Origin of the sequence: Pseudomonas sp. MWU16-30316 (assembly GCF_020515645.1) — a bacterium.
Lineage (GTDB): Bacteria > Pseudomonadota > Gammaproteobacteria > Pseudomonadales > Pseudomonadaceae > Aquipseudomonas > Aquipseudomonas cerasi.
This window is the reverse complement of sequence record NZ_JAIZAZ010000005.1, coordinates 1-16188: the sequence shown is the minus strand read 5'-3', so window position 1 is coordinate 16188 and position 16188 is coordinate 1. Positions and strand designations below refer to the sequence as shown.

Here is a 16188-nt window from a genome sequence, read left to right as displayed (position 1 = left end):
ACATTTCTTCTCGCAAAGGGTCGGCCTGGCCGCATACAAAAGGCAGCGATAACCGGTAGTCGATTCGGAGCCAGGGACGAGCCTGCTTCATGCAGTTTTGTGAAGGACCATCCCTGGGAATTTGGACTGCGCTTGAGTTCAGGCGCGCTTGCCCTGGACCTCGCACTTCACGTCGGAGACGATGCAACCGTCGGCCAACTTGATGATGCGGTCGGCCAACTGGAAGTACTGATCGTCGTGAGTAATGATCAGGATCGTCTTGCCGCGACGTTTGAGGTCCGGCAGCAATTCCTCGTAAAAGAAACGCTTGAACGGCGGGTCCTGGTCGGCGGCCCACTCGTCCAGCAGGTAAATCGGACGGTCCTCCAGGTAGGCGCAAACCAGTGCCAGGCGTTTCTGCTGGCCGTACGACAAGTCCGTGGTGGTCGAGTAACCAAGTCCCTCGATCTTGACCTTTTCTTCCAGGCCCAGAGTCGACAGGTATTTCTGCGCCTGATCGGTACTGGGATGTTCTTTCTCGTCAGGACCTATCAATCGGTTGAACACATGGAAGTCAGAGAACACCGCCGAGAACAGATCGCGATAGTTGCCGCGCGAGTCGTCTGTGACCGCCGTACCGTCGAGCAGTAGTTGACCCTCTTGCGGGATGTACAGGCCGCAAAACACTTTGGCCAGGGTGCTTTTGCCACAACCGTTGCCGCCGACGATGTAGACCAGTTCACCGGAGTGGATCGTCAGGTCGATAGGTCCCAAGGCAAAACCGGAACTGCTCTGCGGGTCCTTGTAGTTCATGTGTACGTTCTTCAGCTGGATACTGCCCCATGACTTCTTGTGATCGAGGAGCAGCACATTGTCGGCATCGCTGGTTTCCGGTTCTGGGTGCGGTTCGTTGATGGAGAAACCGAAATCCGCCAGGCGCGTGCAGGCAATACGTCCCTGGGCCAGCATCGGCATGGCGCTGACCAGCATTACCAGCGGGCCCATGATGTACAGCACCGCCAACACACTGGCACTCATGGTCCTGGCATCGATAACAGCGAACATCGGCGCAACGAACAGCAGGCAGCCGACCAGCAACGACAGGGTCAACTGGCCAACGTTTTCGGCGCCAGTGAACCAGAGCCGTTCAATGTAGTTGTACTTCGCGACCCGCACCGAAGACTCCTGGATGGCCGAGCGGCTGAACCAGCGGCGGCGAATACCGTTGAGTTTCAGTTCCTTGAGGCCGAACACCAGCGCGTGTGTGTATTCGTTGAAGGCCGTGAACTCGTCGCGCACCTTGTGGGTGAACTTCATGCCACCCATGAAAAACAGCATGTACATTGCAACGCCCAGCACCATCAGCGAGATGGTTATTGCAAACACCACCCAGGACAGGTAGGCCAGGTAGGCAATACCGAACAGGAACACCGCCGACTCCACCAGGATCGTTGGCATGACCAACAGCGTAGCGTTGAGTTGCGGCATATCACTGGTCAGCAGGGTCAGCACATTCGGCGCACCACGGCGGTCGATTTCCTCAAGCGGCGTGCCGAGGATCTTGCGGCACAGGGCGATGCGCATACGGGTCATGATGCGCATGCTGGCGTAGGCCGGAAACAGCGACGCACCGTTGCGGAAAACCAGGGCAACCAGGCTCAGGCCAACGAACCAGAACAACGACTCACGCTGAAAGGTCTCCTCGTGAATCGCCTGGTTGATCACATTGACCACGGCAATGGACGCAACGCCGCTGATGAGCCCGGTCAGCAGCGTAAAGAACGTCAGCCAGGGATGGCTGCTCCACAACAGACGCATGATCGAGCCTGGTCTGGCCTTCTTTTCTTGCTTGGTTTTCATTAGCTGCTGCCCTTGAATTCATTAGCCAGCGCGGGCGCCGGTGGTTGAAAGTCCTGGCTTGATAACGGGATGTCGGTCATTCAGGCCGGTTGCCAAACGTCGCCGCGAGCGGTCATTTCGCCCATGGCGACAACGATCAGCCGGGGTTCCTCATAAGGGTCACGGGCGTGTGCGGCAAGCATGTTGTCAAGCATCACCACATCACCCTTGCGCCAGTCGAAACGCACAGCGCAAGCCTCGTAGGCTTTACCGATCAAGGCCATCACCGAGTCCTCGATGGCTGAGCCGTCGCCATAGCTGACCAACCGTGGCAGGCGCTCGGGGCCGAACATGTCGAGCAGGTCCTCACGCAGTTCCTCGCCCATGCAATACGGGTGATGCAATTGCACCTGATTGAAGAAACAACGCTCGCCCGTGAAGGGATGGGTGATCACTGCCGGGCACTGGGTGCGCAGCTGCAGGGTGTCGCCGTCAAGCCACTCGAAGTCTGTACCTTGCTCGCGGCAACGCTGCTCGATAACGCTGCGTTCGGACGTGCCGAAGAACGATTCCCAGCTCGGCTCGACACCGGCGGTGAAGGTCCGGCTGTAAAGCAGACCTTTGCTCTCGAAGCGCTCGACCACCTCTTGCGGCAGGTACGCGAGCACTTGACGGATATCCGCCAGCGGCGTTGCTCCACCCACCCGCGATGGCTGCTCGCAAAAGAAAAATTGCTTGCGTGGCCAGCTTTCCAGGTGCGAACTCTCGTTGTGATAAAGGATCATCTCGCGCTCTGGATACGGCGTTGAGCGATAGACATTGCGCCCGCCTTCCTTTTTCGGAAGGTCGCCGTACGCGCCGTGCAGGCCAGGTGAAAGCGCCTCTGCAAAGCCTTCGAAGGCAGCGACCGAAGGCAGATCAAATCCCCGAAACAAGACCGCGCCGTGACGGCACAGCAGCGTCTCGATCGCTTCGCGCCGGGCGCTGGCCCACAGCACCGGATCCAGTCCGTCAACTGTTGGCTCGATCACCACAGGCAAACGGGTACCGGTAGCCAGCAAGGACAACCGCACCGACGGGTCAGCGGCCCTGTCAGGCCAGGTTGGCGCATCCGTTTGCTGTTCATCAGCGAAAACGGGCGCAGTGTTAGCTTGAAGACTCATGAACAAACTCCTGGACCTCAGCCCTTCACATCCACTTTTTGTATGGAGCCAGACCAGTACGCTCCGGCACCGCGCAAGAATAAAAACACTGATGGCCAGAGGCGTCTGTCACCGCAATCCGGGACATCGGTCGCGAAGAGTGTCGATGCGTACTGATCAGAATCGGCAGGCTTTGTCCCCATTTCCCTCGACAGACGCAGCCCGGCAGTCGGTGCTGAAATGCGCCAACTGCGGATCATGCCGGCCCATTGACGGATTCGTCAGGCCGCAGGGATGTCTCGATTGCAGCGGATTTGAACGCTGCGTCTGGTTATTACACAGGAGCCTTGGTCATGCCGATTACGAACACTGACGAATCGCTTAGCGCCGCGTCAGCCCCTCTCAAACCCGGTGCTTTCCTGCACGAGATATTCAGTGACAGGGCGCGACAATTTCCTGAGCGCACCGCCGTCAGCGATGCCGCCCGGACGTTGAGCTACGCACAGCTCGACGCGTTGTCGACAAAGCTGGCTGCACGCTTACGCGATGAAGGTGTGACCTATGGCACGCGTGTGGGCATGTACCTGCCGCGCAGCGTCGATCTGGTCACCAGCCTGCTGGGTATTCTCAAAGCCGGTGGCACCTATGTGCCGGTCGACCCGCAATACCCTGGCAAACGCGTCGAGCACATCGTGCGTGACAGCGAGCTGAGCCTGATCATCGGTGATGCCACCAACCTGCCGAAAATACCGTCGCTGCGCGTATTGGCACTCGACGAGTTACTGTCCGCGCCGGCGCTGCAATCGGCCGCTGAAGACACCCGTATCGACCCGAGTACTGCCACTGCCTACATCATCTACACCTCGGGTTCCACCGGTGAGCCCAAGGGCGTACAGGTTTCCCATGGCAACGTCAGTCGCCTGCTGGAAAGTACTCAACGCGTCTATGGCTTCAACGCCCAGGACGTCTGGTCGATGTTCCACTCCATCGGTTTCGACTTCTCGGTCTGGGAAATCTGGGGTGCCCTCGCCCATGGCGGCCAGGTGGCCGTTGTCCCGTATGACGTCTCGCGTTCTCCTGCCGCCCTGCGTCAATGGCTCGCCGATCAGCGCATCACCGTGCTCAGCCAGACGCCATCGGCTTTCCGTGGTCTTGATGAAGCCGATCGTGGCAACACTGCTTCTCTGGCGCTGCGCTATGTAGTGTTCGGTGGCGAAGCGTTGCCCGCCAGCGTGCTGCGTTCCTGGGTCGAGCGCCATGGCGACCAGAAGCCTGCGCTGATCAACATGTACGGCATCACCGAGGCCACCGTTCACACCACCTTCAAGCGAGTGTTGGCGCAGGATCTGGAAACAGCGGCCATGGTGTCTCTCGGCAAGCCGCTGGACGGCTGGCGCCTGCACCTGCTTGACGCGAGTCAGACTCCGGTCGCGGCAGGCACTACTGGCGAGTTGTACATCGAAGGCGCGGGCGTGGCTCAGGGCTACCTGAACCGTGAGGCGCTCAACGTCGAGCGCTTCATCGAGTTGCCCGGTGCTGTACGCGCCTACCGTACTGGCGACCTGATGACTCTGGAGGGTAATGGCGAATACCGTTACGCCGGTCGCTGCGACGAGCAATTGAAAATCAGCGGTTTCCGCATCGAGCCCGGCGAGATCGAAGCCTCTCTGCAAACCAGCCCGAGCGTGGCCGCTGCCCATGTTGGCGTACATGATTACGGCGATGGCGACCTGCGCCTGGTGGCTTACGTGGTGCCAGCCCAGGGCGTCGAAGCCTGGACCGAACAGGCCCGCAGCGAAGTTGCTGCATTGATGGCCGAAAATTTGCCAGAGTACATGCGTCCCTCGCTGTATGTGCCACTGGCAGAGCTGCCGGTGACCCCCCACGGCAAAATCGACAAGCAACAACTGCCCTCGCCAACCGCTGCCGCGACGACTTCACAAACGACTGACGTCAAAGGCCTCAGTGAACAGGAGCACTTCGTGCTCAAAGTCTGGAGCGAAGACCTGGGTCTGAAAAACATCGGTGTCAATGACGATTTCTTCGATTCCGGCGGCACTTCTCTGGCATTGATCCGCTCGCTGAGCAAGCTCAAGACACATTACAAAATCAACCTCGACCCCGGGATCCTGGCGGATGGCGCAACGGCCAAAGTCCTGGCCGACCACATCTCCCGTAGCCTTGTTCAAGCCCATTGACCGAAAAGGAAAAGCTCATGAGCAAAAAATTCGCTTTAACTGCGGAACAGCGTGCCTCGTTCGAGAAAAACGGCTTTATCGGTCCGTTTGACGCCTATTCGCCAGAAGAAATGAAGGAAACCTGGAAGCGCACCCGTCTGCGCCTGCTCGACCGTAGCGCCGCCGCCTATCAGGACCTGGACGCCATTTCCGGGGGTACCAACATCGCCAACTATGACCGCCATCTGGACGATGACTTTCTGGCCAGCCACATCTGTCGCCCGGAAATCTGCGATCGCGTCGAAAGTATCCTCGGCCCTAATGTGCTGTGCTGGCGCACCGAGTTCTTTCCCAAGTATCCGGGCGATGAAGGCACCGACTGGCATCAGGCCGATACGTTCGCCAATGCCTCCGGCAAGCCGCAGATCATCTGGCCGGAAAACGAAGAGTTCGGCGGCACCATCACCGTCTGGACGGCGTTCACCGACGCCAACATTGCCAATGGCTGCCTGCAGTTCATTCCTGGCACCCAGAACAGCATGAACTACGACGAAACCAAGCGCATGAGCTATGAACCCGACGCCAACAACTCGGTGGTCAAGGACGGCGTGCGTCGCGGTTTCTTCGGTTACGACTATCGCCAGTTGCAGATCGATGAGAACTGGAAGCCCGACGAGGCCTCTGCTGTGCCCATGCAGATGAAAGCCGGGCAGTTCATCATTTTCTGGTCGACCCTGATGCATGCGTCCTATCCGCACAGCGGCGAATCACAGGAGATGCGCATGGGCTTTGCGTCACGCTACGTACCGTCGTTCGTGCACATCTATCCGGATTCGGACCACATCGAAGAGTACGGCGGCCGCATCAGCCTGGAGAAATACGGTGCGGTGCAGGTGATCGGTGACGAAACACCGGAATACAACCGCCTTGTGACTCACACCACACGCGGCAAGAAATTCGAAGCGGTCTGACCCACATACGTCAGACGACAGTAGCCTCGCGCAATGTGCCTGAAAAAAGCGCCCGACAAAGAGTGACGATCCATGACTATTTCCTCCGATGCAGCGATGCGTCTGTGCGAGACGGTGAGGATGCTCAGGCACCTTGCCCTCAATTTGCCCGATCCCGTGTGCCTGAGCTTTCTCGCCCGGGACGACGGTCCTCTGCCAGAGCCGGCGTGCTCCAGCGTGCGAGCCGCCGAGCGGGCAATCAATGCGGCGTTTGCGCGCATCGGTGTGCGCACCCTCCAGTACTTGCATGGGGGCGAGGCACAACTGTCGTCGTTCGAATACTTTATAAGCCGCAAAATCTGCGAAGCGCTCGACTATACCTACGAGCACTTCGACGATGCTGAAGACGTCACCGCCTTCAATCGACTGCTCAAGCATTTCGAATTCAGTGGTGCAGTGCCGCACATCGAGACACTGCATCTAACCACCCGTGACCATGCGCCTTTGCTGGTGCATGCCAGTACCAACCGCGAGCTGCCTCCTGTGGTTCTGGCATTACCCTGCGGCATTCCGTTCGATCTCTGCCGCGACTGGTTCAATGCCTTGAGCGAGCGGTTTTTTGTCGTGACCTGGGAGACCCGGGGACTGTTCGGTGCCTGCGAGGCGTTCGACCAGATCGCGGTGGACACCGATGCCCAGGTTGCCGATATGATCAGCGTAATGAATCACTTCAGGTTATCCAGCGCGCATCTGATGGGTATCTGCGGCGGCGCGGTCATCGCCCTGAGCGCCGCTGCAGCCCATGCCGACCGGGTCAACTCCCTGAGCCTGTGGCATGGGGATTACAACCTGGGCGACAACGACCTGCGCACCGCTCATCAGCAAAACTTCGAATGGCTGATGGAAAGCGCAGCTCAGGATCGCGGCGAGGCTGCTGACCTGCAAGCGATGTTCCTGGACCAGTCGACGCTGGCCACTACCCCCGAGTCCATTGCCCACGTGGTGCTTTACCCCTATGTCAATCCCGAGTTGTTCTATCGCTATGCGCGTTTGAATGACGCACTGAACAAGACCGAGCTGGCATCACGACTGGCGCGCATCAGCGCGCCAACTCTGGTCGTGGCTGGCGATGCCGACTCGACGACGCACATCGGTGGCTCACGGCATATCGCTGCGTCGATCAAGGACGCCACGCTGCACATAGAACACAATGGCAGCCACCTCGCGTTCTTTGTCTCCAGCCCGCAATCGAAACACACCGCCTTCAGCTTCCTGGACGAAGTTCTTCAGCCCGCTGTCGCCTGACAGTCGCGCGATACCTCGGCGAATAAAAGGGCGGGGGCTCAGGCCCCCGACTTCACTCTGCGCTGCGGCCTTGAGCGCGGCGGTAACCGGCTCACCTTCCAGGCGGCACACTGGCGCAGCACCAATCACCAACCTTCCCTTCACCACCCCGCTCCACAAGCCAGTCGAATCGGTCCGGGCCTTTATACCGAACAGTCTTGAATCATTGAACACCCAGCCCGGAAGCCCGCAGTTGTCCCAGCTTCCCACGACAGACATCCCCAAGGGGATGCTCTATTTTTTTTCAATGTTTTTAGTCCTCCCTCCGACTGGCAGCCGTCCAGCCACATGCCGCGCCGCCCTTCGACCGGAGACGAGCCAATTGATTTCGCAAACAGGTGCTTTGAGATGAATTCGTTGATCGACAATCTGTGCACGCAAGGACAAGAACCCCTTTCGCTGGCTTCGGTTCAGCAAGGTATCTGGCTCGATCAGCTCACACACCCGCACCTGCCTTACTACAACATCGGCATGACTCTGGAGATCAAGGGCGAGATCGATATTGTGTTGTTCGAGAAAGCCATCCAGATGGTCATCGACAGCCATGACGCGTTGCGCCTGAGTTTCAGCCACGAGAGGGGCATGGGCGGCCAGCGTGTTCTGTCAGAGGCGCCGTTCAAGCTTGAAGTGACCGACTTGCCTGAGGTCGACGGCGACGCCGAGCATGCCATTGCGCATCTGCGCGAGTCCTTCCGCCAACCCTTTGAGTCAATGACCGGACAACTCTGGGAGTCGCGTCTGGTTCGTTGCGGTCCGCAACTTTATTACTGGTTCAATCGCTTGCACCACCTGGTCGCCGACGGTATCGGTGCAGTGCTGATCGCGCACGCCGTAAGCGATGCCTACTCAGGCTTGCTGGAAGGCAAGCAAACGCTTGCTGAGGGGCCTTCTTACCTCTCGTTCCTTGAAGAAGACAAGGCCTACATGACGTCTTCTCGCTACGAGCGTGATCGACTGTTCTGGGAGCAGACCTACGCCCAACTGCCGCCGGTTCTGCTGCAACGCAGAGCGGATTTCAAGGCAGGCGTAACCAACGGTCCAGCTCCCAGTGACCAGGTTCAAGCCATGTTGCCCCGCGCGCTTTACAACGCGCTTACGCAGTTTGCCAGCGAATGCAACCTGTCCGTGGCTCATGTACTGGTCGGAGTGATCAGCACCTATTTCTGCCGTACCGTAGGCGTCGATGAGATCGTTGTCGGAATGCCGGTGCATAACCGCACCAATGCTCGTCAGAAAGCCACCATCGGGATGTTTTCCTCGATCAGCCCGATTCGCGTGGGCTTCGATCCGCATGCAACGCTGGTCGACCTGATGAATAACATCGGTACGCAACTACGCCGCACTTACCGTCACCAGCGTTTCCCGATTGCCGAACTCAACCGTAGCCTGCGGCTGGCGCAAACCGGACGCCATCAGCTGTTCGATGTTTCACTGTCATTCGAAAGCTTCGATGGTGATGTCACGTTCGGCTGCGAAGACCCGGCGCGGGTGCTGATGCTGGACAACGGCTACGAACAGACGCCCATGGCGATCTTCGTACGCGATTACCATCCCTCTGAAGACATCCACCTGGACTTCAACTTCAACACGGCTTACTTCACCTTCGAGGAAGTTCAGCGCATACAGCAGCGCATTTTCGCCATGCTTGAAGCTGTGCTGAATCAACACGACAACCCTTTGGCACACTTCCCGCTGATGAGCCAAAACGAGCATCAGCAACTGGCAACTTTCAACCAAACCGCCCTCGCCTATCCTCGCGACATCCTGATTCACCAACTGATCGAACAACAGGCCGCCCAGCGTCCGGATGCCTGCGCCGTGCGCAGCGACAGCGGGCCGTTGCTCACTTACGCCGAACTCAACCAACAGGCCAACCAGCTCGCCCATCGCCTGATCGAACTGGGCGTGGAACCGGATACGCGGGTTGCGGTAAGCCTGCGTCGCGGTCCGGAAATGGTCGTGGCGCTGTTGGGTATTCTCAAGGCCGGTGGCGCCTACGTGCCGATCGATCCGGACCTGCCCAGCGCTCGCCAGACCTATATGCTCGAAGACAGCTCGCCAAGGGCGGTGCTGACCACTCAGGATCTGCACGACAACCTGCCGGCCCTGGACCTTCCGGTGCTGGTGCTCGATGACCGCGATGACAGTGCGCAATTGACCAGGCAGCCGAGCGTTAATCCGGATGCCAAGGCCCTGGGTTTGCAGCCAAATCACCTGGCCTATGTGCTGTACACCTCCGGTTCCACCGGCACGCCCAAAGGCGTGATGAACGAACACCTGGGTGTGGTCAACCGCCTGCTCTGGGCGCGCGACGCCTATCACGTGGACAGCAACGATCGGGTACTGCAAAAGACCCCGTTCGGCTTCGACGTGTCGGTCTGGGAATTTTTCCTGCCGCTGCTCGCCGGTGCCGAACTGGTCATGGCCCGTCCCGGTGGCCATCAGGACCCTGACTATCTGGCGCAGGTCATGAGTGACGCGGGCATTACCCTGCTGCACTTTGTGCCCTCGATGCTCGATGTATTTCTGGAGCACCGCTCAACCCGCGACTTCCCGCAACTGCGCCGCGTACTGTGCAGCGGCGAGGCTTTACCTCGCGCGTTGCAGGGCCGCTTCGAGCAACAGCTCAAGGGTGTTGAATTGCACAACCTGTATGGCCCGACCGAAGCGGCCATCGACGTTACTGCGTGGGAATGCCGCCCGACGGATCCGGGCGAAAGCGTGCCTATTGGCCGTCCGATTGCCAATATTCAAATGCACGTGCTGGATGCGTCAGGTCACTTGCAACCGCTGGGCGTTGCCGGTGAACTGCACATTGGCGGCATCGGCGTGGCCAGGGGTTACCTGAACCAGCCAGAATTGAGTGCCGAGCGTTTCGTCGCTGACCCGTTTTCCAGCGACCCGCAGGCCCGCCTGTACAAAACCGGCGACGTGGGCCGCTGGCTGGCCAATGGCGCGCTGGAATACCTGGGCCGTAATGACTTCCAGGTGAAGATCCGCGGCTTGCGTATCGAGATCGGCGAAATCGAGGCCGCTCTGGCTTTGTGCACCGGTGTGCGTGAAGTGGTAGTGGTTGCCCGCGCAGACGACCCGGCACAACCTGACAGCAAGCGTCTGGTGGCCTACCTGTGTGGCGAACCGGTCCCCGCCGAAAACCTGCGCAAAGAGTTGCTTGAACACCTGCCCGAATACATGGTTCCCAGCGCTTTTGTGCAGCTGGACAGCCTGCCCTTGACGCCCAACGGCAAGCTGGATCGCAAGGCACTGCCTGCTCCGGATGCGCAATCGCTGATCAGCCGTGGTTACGAAGCGCCGCAAGGCGAAGTGGAAACGCTGCTGGCGTCGATCTGGGTCGACGTGCTCAAGGTTGAACAGGTGGGTCGTCATGATCACTTCTTCGAGCTGGGCGGCCACTCGCTGCTGGCGGTGAAATTGATCCAGCAAATGCGCGATGTCGGTCTGAGTGCCGATGTGCATGTGCTGTTCGGCCAGCCGACCGTGGCGGCGCTTGCCGCAGCAATCGATGGCGGCACGGACGTCGTGGTGCCGGCCAACCTGATTCCCGAACGTTGCGAACACATCACCCCTGATTTGCTGCCGCTGATCAGCCTCACTCAGGCGCAGATCGACCGCGTGGCGAAGGACGTGCCCGGCGGTGCTGCCAATGTGCAGGACATCTACCCGCTGGCACCGTTGCAGGCGGGGATTCTTTACCACCATATCAGTGCCGAACAGGGCGACCCCTATACCCTGAAAGCACTGTTTGGCGTGTCAGACCGTGCGCGGCTGGACGCTTTCAGCGGCGCTTTGCAAGGCGTGATCAACCGCCACGATATCCTGCGCACCGCAGTGCTGTGGGAAGATCTCGATGAGCCGGTGCAAGTGGTGCTGCGCCAGGCTGAACTGCAAGTCACCGAGTTGTTCCTCGACCCTGCAGACGGCCCGGTTGACGAGCAATTACACCAGCGCTTCGACCCTCGGCATTACCGCCTTGATGTGCGTAACGCGCCATTGATGCGCATTGTCTATAGCCATGACCCGGTCAACGACCGCTGGCTGGCGATGCTGCTGTCCCATCACCTGGTCAGCGACGCCACCTCCCTGTCCGTGGTCCTGCATGAAATTCAGGCGCACCTGCTCGGTCAGGGCAATGCGTTGGCTGAGACGGTGCCGTATCGCAACTATGTCGCCCAGGCTCGCCTGGGGGGGCGTGATGCGCAGCACGAAGCGTTCTTCCGCGAGATGCTCGGCGACATCGACGAGCCGACCCTGCCATTCGGTGTGCAGGATGTGCAGGACGGCGGCCGTGACCTCAAAGAGGCCAGCGTGCCCCTGGCCGCCGAGCTGAGCCTGCGTTTGCGGGCTCAGGCTCGACAGGCAGGCGTCAGCGTCGCGAGCCTGATGCACCTGGCCTGGGCGCGGGTGCTGGGCAATGTCTCGGCCTGTGAAAAAGTGGTGTTCGGCACGGTACTGCTGGGCCGTATGCAGGCCGGCGACGGTGCCGACCGTGCGTTGGGCATGTTTATCAATACCTTGCCGCTGCGCGTCGATATCGACGCGACGACAGTAGCCGAGGGATTGAAGACGACCCACGAGCAGCTGACATCCTTGCTGGGGCATGAGCATGCTCCGCTGGTGCTCGCCCAGCGTTGCAGCGGCGTGGCCGCACCGACGCCGCTATTCAGTGCATTGCTCAACTACCGGCACAGTGTCGTGGGCGATGTTTCGGCACAAGCTGCCGCCGCCTGGGAAGGGATCGAGTCTTTCGGCACCGAAGACAATACCAACTACCCGTTGACCCTGAACGTCGATGACCTGGGCGATGCTTTCACGCTCACTATTCAGGCCGTCCAGCAAATCAATGCCCAGCGCATCGGCGAGTACATGCAGGTTGCACTGCACAGCCTGGTGGAAGCGCTGGAACACACCCCGCATGCCGCGTTGAACAGCCTGCCGATACTGCCGGATGACGAGCTCGAGCTGTTGCTGGCGGGCTTCAATAATACCGCTCACCCTTATCCACGCGATGTGTTGATTCACCAACTGATCGAACACCAGGTCAACCAGCGTCCGGATGCCTGCGCCGTACGCGGCGACAGCGGACCGCTGCTCACCTACGCCGAACTCAACCAACAGGCCAACCAGCTCGCCCATCGCCTGATCGAACTGGGCGTGGAGCCGGATACGCGAGTTGCGGTCAGCCTGCGTCGCGGACCGGAAATGGTCGTGGCGCTGTTGGGTATTCTCAAGGCCGGTGGCGCCTACGTGCCGATCGATCCGGACCTGCCGAGCGCGCGTCAGGCCTATATGCTTGAGGACAGCTCGCCGCAGGCAGTGCTGACCACTCAGGATCTGCACGACAACCTGCCTGCCCTGGACCTTCCGGTGCTGGTGCTCGATAACCGCGATGACCTCGCGCAAATGGCTAAGCAGCCGAGCGTTAATCCGGATGCCAAGGCCCTGGGTTTGCAGCCAAACCACCTGGCCTACGTGCTGTACACCTCCGGTTCCACCGGCACGCCCAAAGGCGTGATGAACGAGCACCTTGGAGTCGTTAACCGCCTGCTCTGGGCACGTGACGCCTATAAAGTGGACAGCAATGATCGCGTGCTGCAAAAGACCCCGTTCGGCTTCGACGTGTCGGTCTGGGAATTTTTCCTGCCGCTGCTGGCCGGTGCCGAACTGGTCATGGCGCGTCCCGGTGGCCATCAAGACCCTGACTATCTGGCACAGGTCATGAGTGACGCGGGCATCACCCTGCTGCACTTTGTGCCCTCGATGCTCGATGTATTTCTGGAGCACCGTTCAACCCGCGACTTCCCGCAACTGCGCCGCGTACTGTGCAGCGGCGAGGCCTTACCGCGCGCATTGCAGCGCCGCTTCGAGCAACAGCTCAAGGGCGTCGAACTGCACAACCTCTATGGCCCGACCGAAGCGGCCATCGACGTTACTGCCTGGGAATGCCGCTCGACGGATCCGGGCGAAAGCGTGCCCATCGGCCGTCCGATTGCCAACATTCAGATGCACGTGCTGGATGCCTTGGGCCAGCTGCAACCACTGGGCGTGGCCGGTGAACTGCACATTGGCGGCATCGGCGTAGCGCGGGGTTACCTTAACCAGCCGCAGCTGAGTGCCGAGCGTTTCATCGCTGACCCGTTTTCCAACGATCCGCAGGCCCGCCTGTACAAAACCGGCGACGTGGGTCGCTGGCTGGCCAATGGCGCGCTGGAATACCTGGGCCGTAATGACTTCCAGGTGAAGATTCGCGGTTTGCGTATCGAGATCGGCGAAATCGAGGCGGCGCTGGCCAAACACCCGGCGGTTCATGAAGCGGTGGTCACGGCTCGTGAAGATGTGCCGGGCGATAAACGTCTGGTGGCTTATTACACCCTGATCGCAGAGCATGCTTCGGTAGACATCGAAAACTTGCGCGACTGGCTGCAGGAACAACTGCCGGCTTATATGATCCCGATGGCCTATGTGCTGCTCGAGTCAATGCCATTGACGCCGAACGGCAAGCTGGACCGCAAAGCCTTGCCAGCCCCACAAGCCGATGCACTGATCAGCCGTGCCTATGAAGCCCCGCAAGGCGAAACCGAAACGCAGATCGCGGCTATCTGGCAAGACCTGCTGGGCATCGAGCAGGTAAGCCGTCACGACCATTTCTTCGAACTGGGTGGCCACTCACTGCTGGCCGTCTCGCTGATCGACCGTCTGCGCAAGCAGGGCCTGAATCTCAGCGTAAACACTGTATTCACTGCGCCCAGCGTGCGTGAAATGGCTCTGGCTATCAGCCAGGACAAACAACCCCTGTTCCAGGCACCGGCCAATCGCATTCCTGCCCACTGCACGCAATTAACGCCAGACATGTTGCCGCTGGTGGAACTGAGCGTTGATGAGATTGAACTGATTACCTCCGCCGTTCCGGGTGGAGCCACCAATATCCAGGACGTCTATCCGCTTGCACCGCTTCAGGAAGGCATCCTGTTTCATTACCTGCTGAATCATGAACGCGACGCCTACCTTGTGCGCTCGACGATCGAGTTCGACAGCCGTGCACGTCTTGACGCCTTTCTTGAGAGCCTGCAAACGGTTATCGACCGCCATGATGTCCTGCGCAGTTCGGTGCATTGGACCGGCCTGCCGCAAGCGGTGCAAGTGGTGCACCGCCAGGCGCAATTGCCGGTACATACGCTCACCCTGACGCCCAATGAAGATGTATTCAGCCAGATGGATCGTCTAAGTGATCCCAGTCGTCTGCGTCTGGACCTGCGCCAGGCACCGCTACTGCTCGCCTACATTGCTGGCGATCCAAACTCGGATCGTTGGCTACTGGCGCTGATTGATCACCATATGATCAGCGACCACGTCACCCTGGAACTCATACTCGAAGAAATTCGCCTGCTGATGCGCGGCCACAGCGCAGACCTGCTGCCACCGCAGCCTTACCGGGAGTTTGTCGCACAGACCCTCGCCAGCCCTTCAAGTGCCCACGAAGCCTACTTCACCCGCCGCCTGGCTGATGTTGATTCACCCACCGCTCCGTTCGAACTGCTGGAAGTTCAGGGTGACGGTAATGACGTCGAAGAGGCCGAACTGGCATTGAGCATTGACCTCTGCGCACGTATCCGGACTCAGGCCCGGGAGCGCGGCATGTCCCCGGCGGTGCTGTTCCATGTCGCCTGGGCCCAGGTGCTGGCCCGTTGTACCGGTCGCGATGATGTGGTGTTCGGCACTGCGGTCACCGGCCGCCTGCAAGGTACGATAGGCGCCGAGCGAGCCATGGGCATGTTCATGAACACCCTGCCGGTTCGCGTGCAACTGGCCACGCAAGGCGCCCACGAACTGGTCATGGCCACCCACCGTGATCTCAGCGAGTTACTGAGCCACGAGCAGGCATCATTGGCCCTGGCTCAGCGTTGCAGTAGCGTGGCCGCGGGAGTGCCGTTGTTCTCCAGCCTGCTCAACTACCGGCACCAGAGTGAGGACAGCCAGTTGCAATGGCCGGGCCTGCGCCTGCTCGACAGCTCCGAGCGCACCAATTACCCGTTGTGCCTGTCGGTCAATGATTACGGCAGTGACCTCAGCCTGATGATACACAGCGTTCAGCCCGCGGATCCGCAACGTCTGGGCGCCATGATGCAGTGTGCGCTGGAGCAATTGACCGACGCGCTGGCGCACACACCACAGATGGACGTTACGCAGCTGGATGTGCTGCCCGCCGCCGAGCGCAACCTGCTGCTGGAGACCTTCAACCAGACCCGCAAGGACTACCCGACGGACCTGTGCATTCAGCACCTGTTTGAGGCACAGGTACGCACGCAACCTGACGCCATCGCCGTCGCTTCCAAGGGGCAGCGCCTGAGCTATGACGAATTGAACCGTCAGGCCAACCGCCTGGCTCATCACCTGATCGGCCTGGGTATCGGCCCGGATGACCGGGTAGCGATCTGCGTCGAGCGCGGTGTGGAAATGATGGTCGGCCTGCTCGGTGTGCTGAAGGCAGGGGCGGCTTATGTGCCACTGGACCCGGCCTACCCGGCCGAGCGCCTGGCCTACATGATTGAAGACAGTACGCCGTCGGCGTTGCTGACACAGCGTCACTTGCAGGAATATCTGCCGACCCTCACCTTGCCACTGGTGTTGCTCGACGATGATCAGCGCAAAACCTTTACCGAGCGTGACGACAACCCGGTGGTTGAAGCCCTCGACGTGCGCAATCTGGCCTATGTGATCTACACCTCGGGCTCCACCGGT

5 protein-coding genes and 1 pseudogene are annotated in these 16188 nt (G+C 60.0%); 4 read left to right on the top strand and 2 right to left on the bottom strand.

The window, feature by feature from the left end; all coding sequences use genetic code 11:
* Positions 1-138: 138 nt before the first annotated feature.
* Both syrD and LCH65_RS17165 read right to left on the bottom strand, forming a co-directional pair.
* Positions 139-1839, bottom strand: a complete 1701-nt coding sequence (gene syrD / locus LCH65_RS17170) for a cyclic peptide syringomycin export ABC transporter SyrD (RefSeq protein ID WP_003433908.1) — start codon at positions 1837-1839, stop codon at positions 139-141.
* Positions 1840-1919: 80 nt separating this feature from the next.
* On the bottom strand, positions 1920-2981 hold the full coding sequence (locus tag LCH65_RS17165; protein ID WP_003433909.1) for a TauD/TfdA family dioxygenase: 1062 nt from the start codon (positions 2979-2981) through the stop codon (positions 1920-1922).
* Between the two features lie 332 nt (positions 2982-3313).
* On the opposite strand from LCH65_RS17165, the gene syrB1 reads away from it, so the two are divergent.
* From syrB1 to syrE, 4 genes and pseudogenes are all read left to right on the top strand, one after another.
* Positions 3314-5158 (top strand): syringomycin E biosynthesis L-threonine--[L-threonyl-carrier protein] ligase SyrB1, encoded by a 1845-nt coding sequence (gene syrB1 / locus LCH65_RS17160; protein ID WP_122241494.1) that lies wholly within the window; start codon positions 3314-3316, stop codon positions 5156-5158.
* Positions 5159-5175: 17 nt separating this feature from the next.
* Entirely contained in the window at positions 5176-6108 is a 933-nt protein-coding gene (gene syrB2 / locus LCH65_RS17155) for a syringomycin E biosynthesis L-threonyl-[L-threonyl-carrier protein] 4-chlorinase SyrB2 (protein ID WP_003349549.1), read from the top strand.
* 72 nt (positions 6109-6180) lie between these two features.
* Complete coding sequence (gene syrC, locus LCH65_RS17150; RefSeq protein WP_003433914.1) at positions 6181-7392, top strand: syringomycin E biosynthesis aminoacyltransferase SyrC; 1212 nt, start codon at positions 6181-6183, stop codon at positions 7390-7392.
* Positions 7393-7779: 387 nt separating this feature from the next.
* Positions 7780-16188: pseudogene (syrE, locus tag LCH65_RS17145) on the top strand (syringomycin E biosynthesis non-ribosomal peptide synthetase SyrE); the annotation flags it as partial.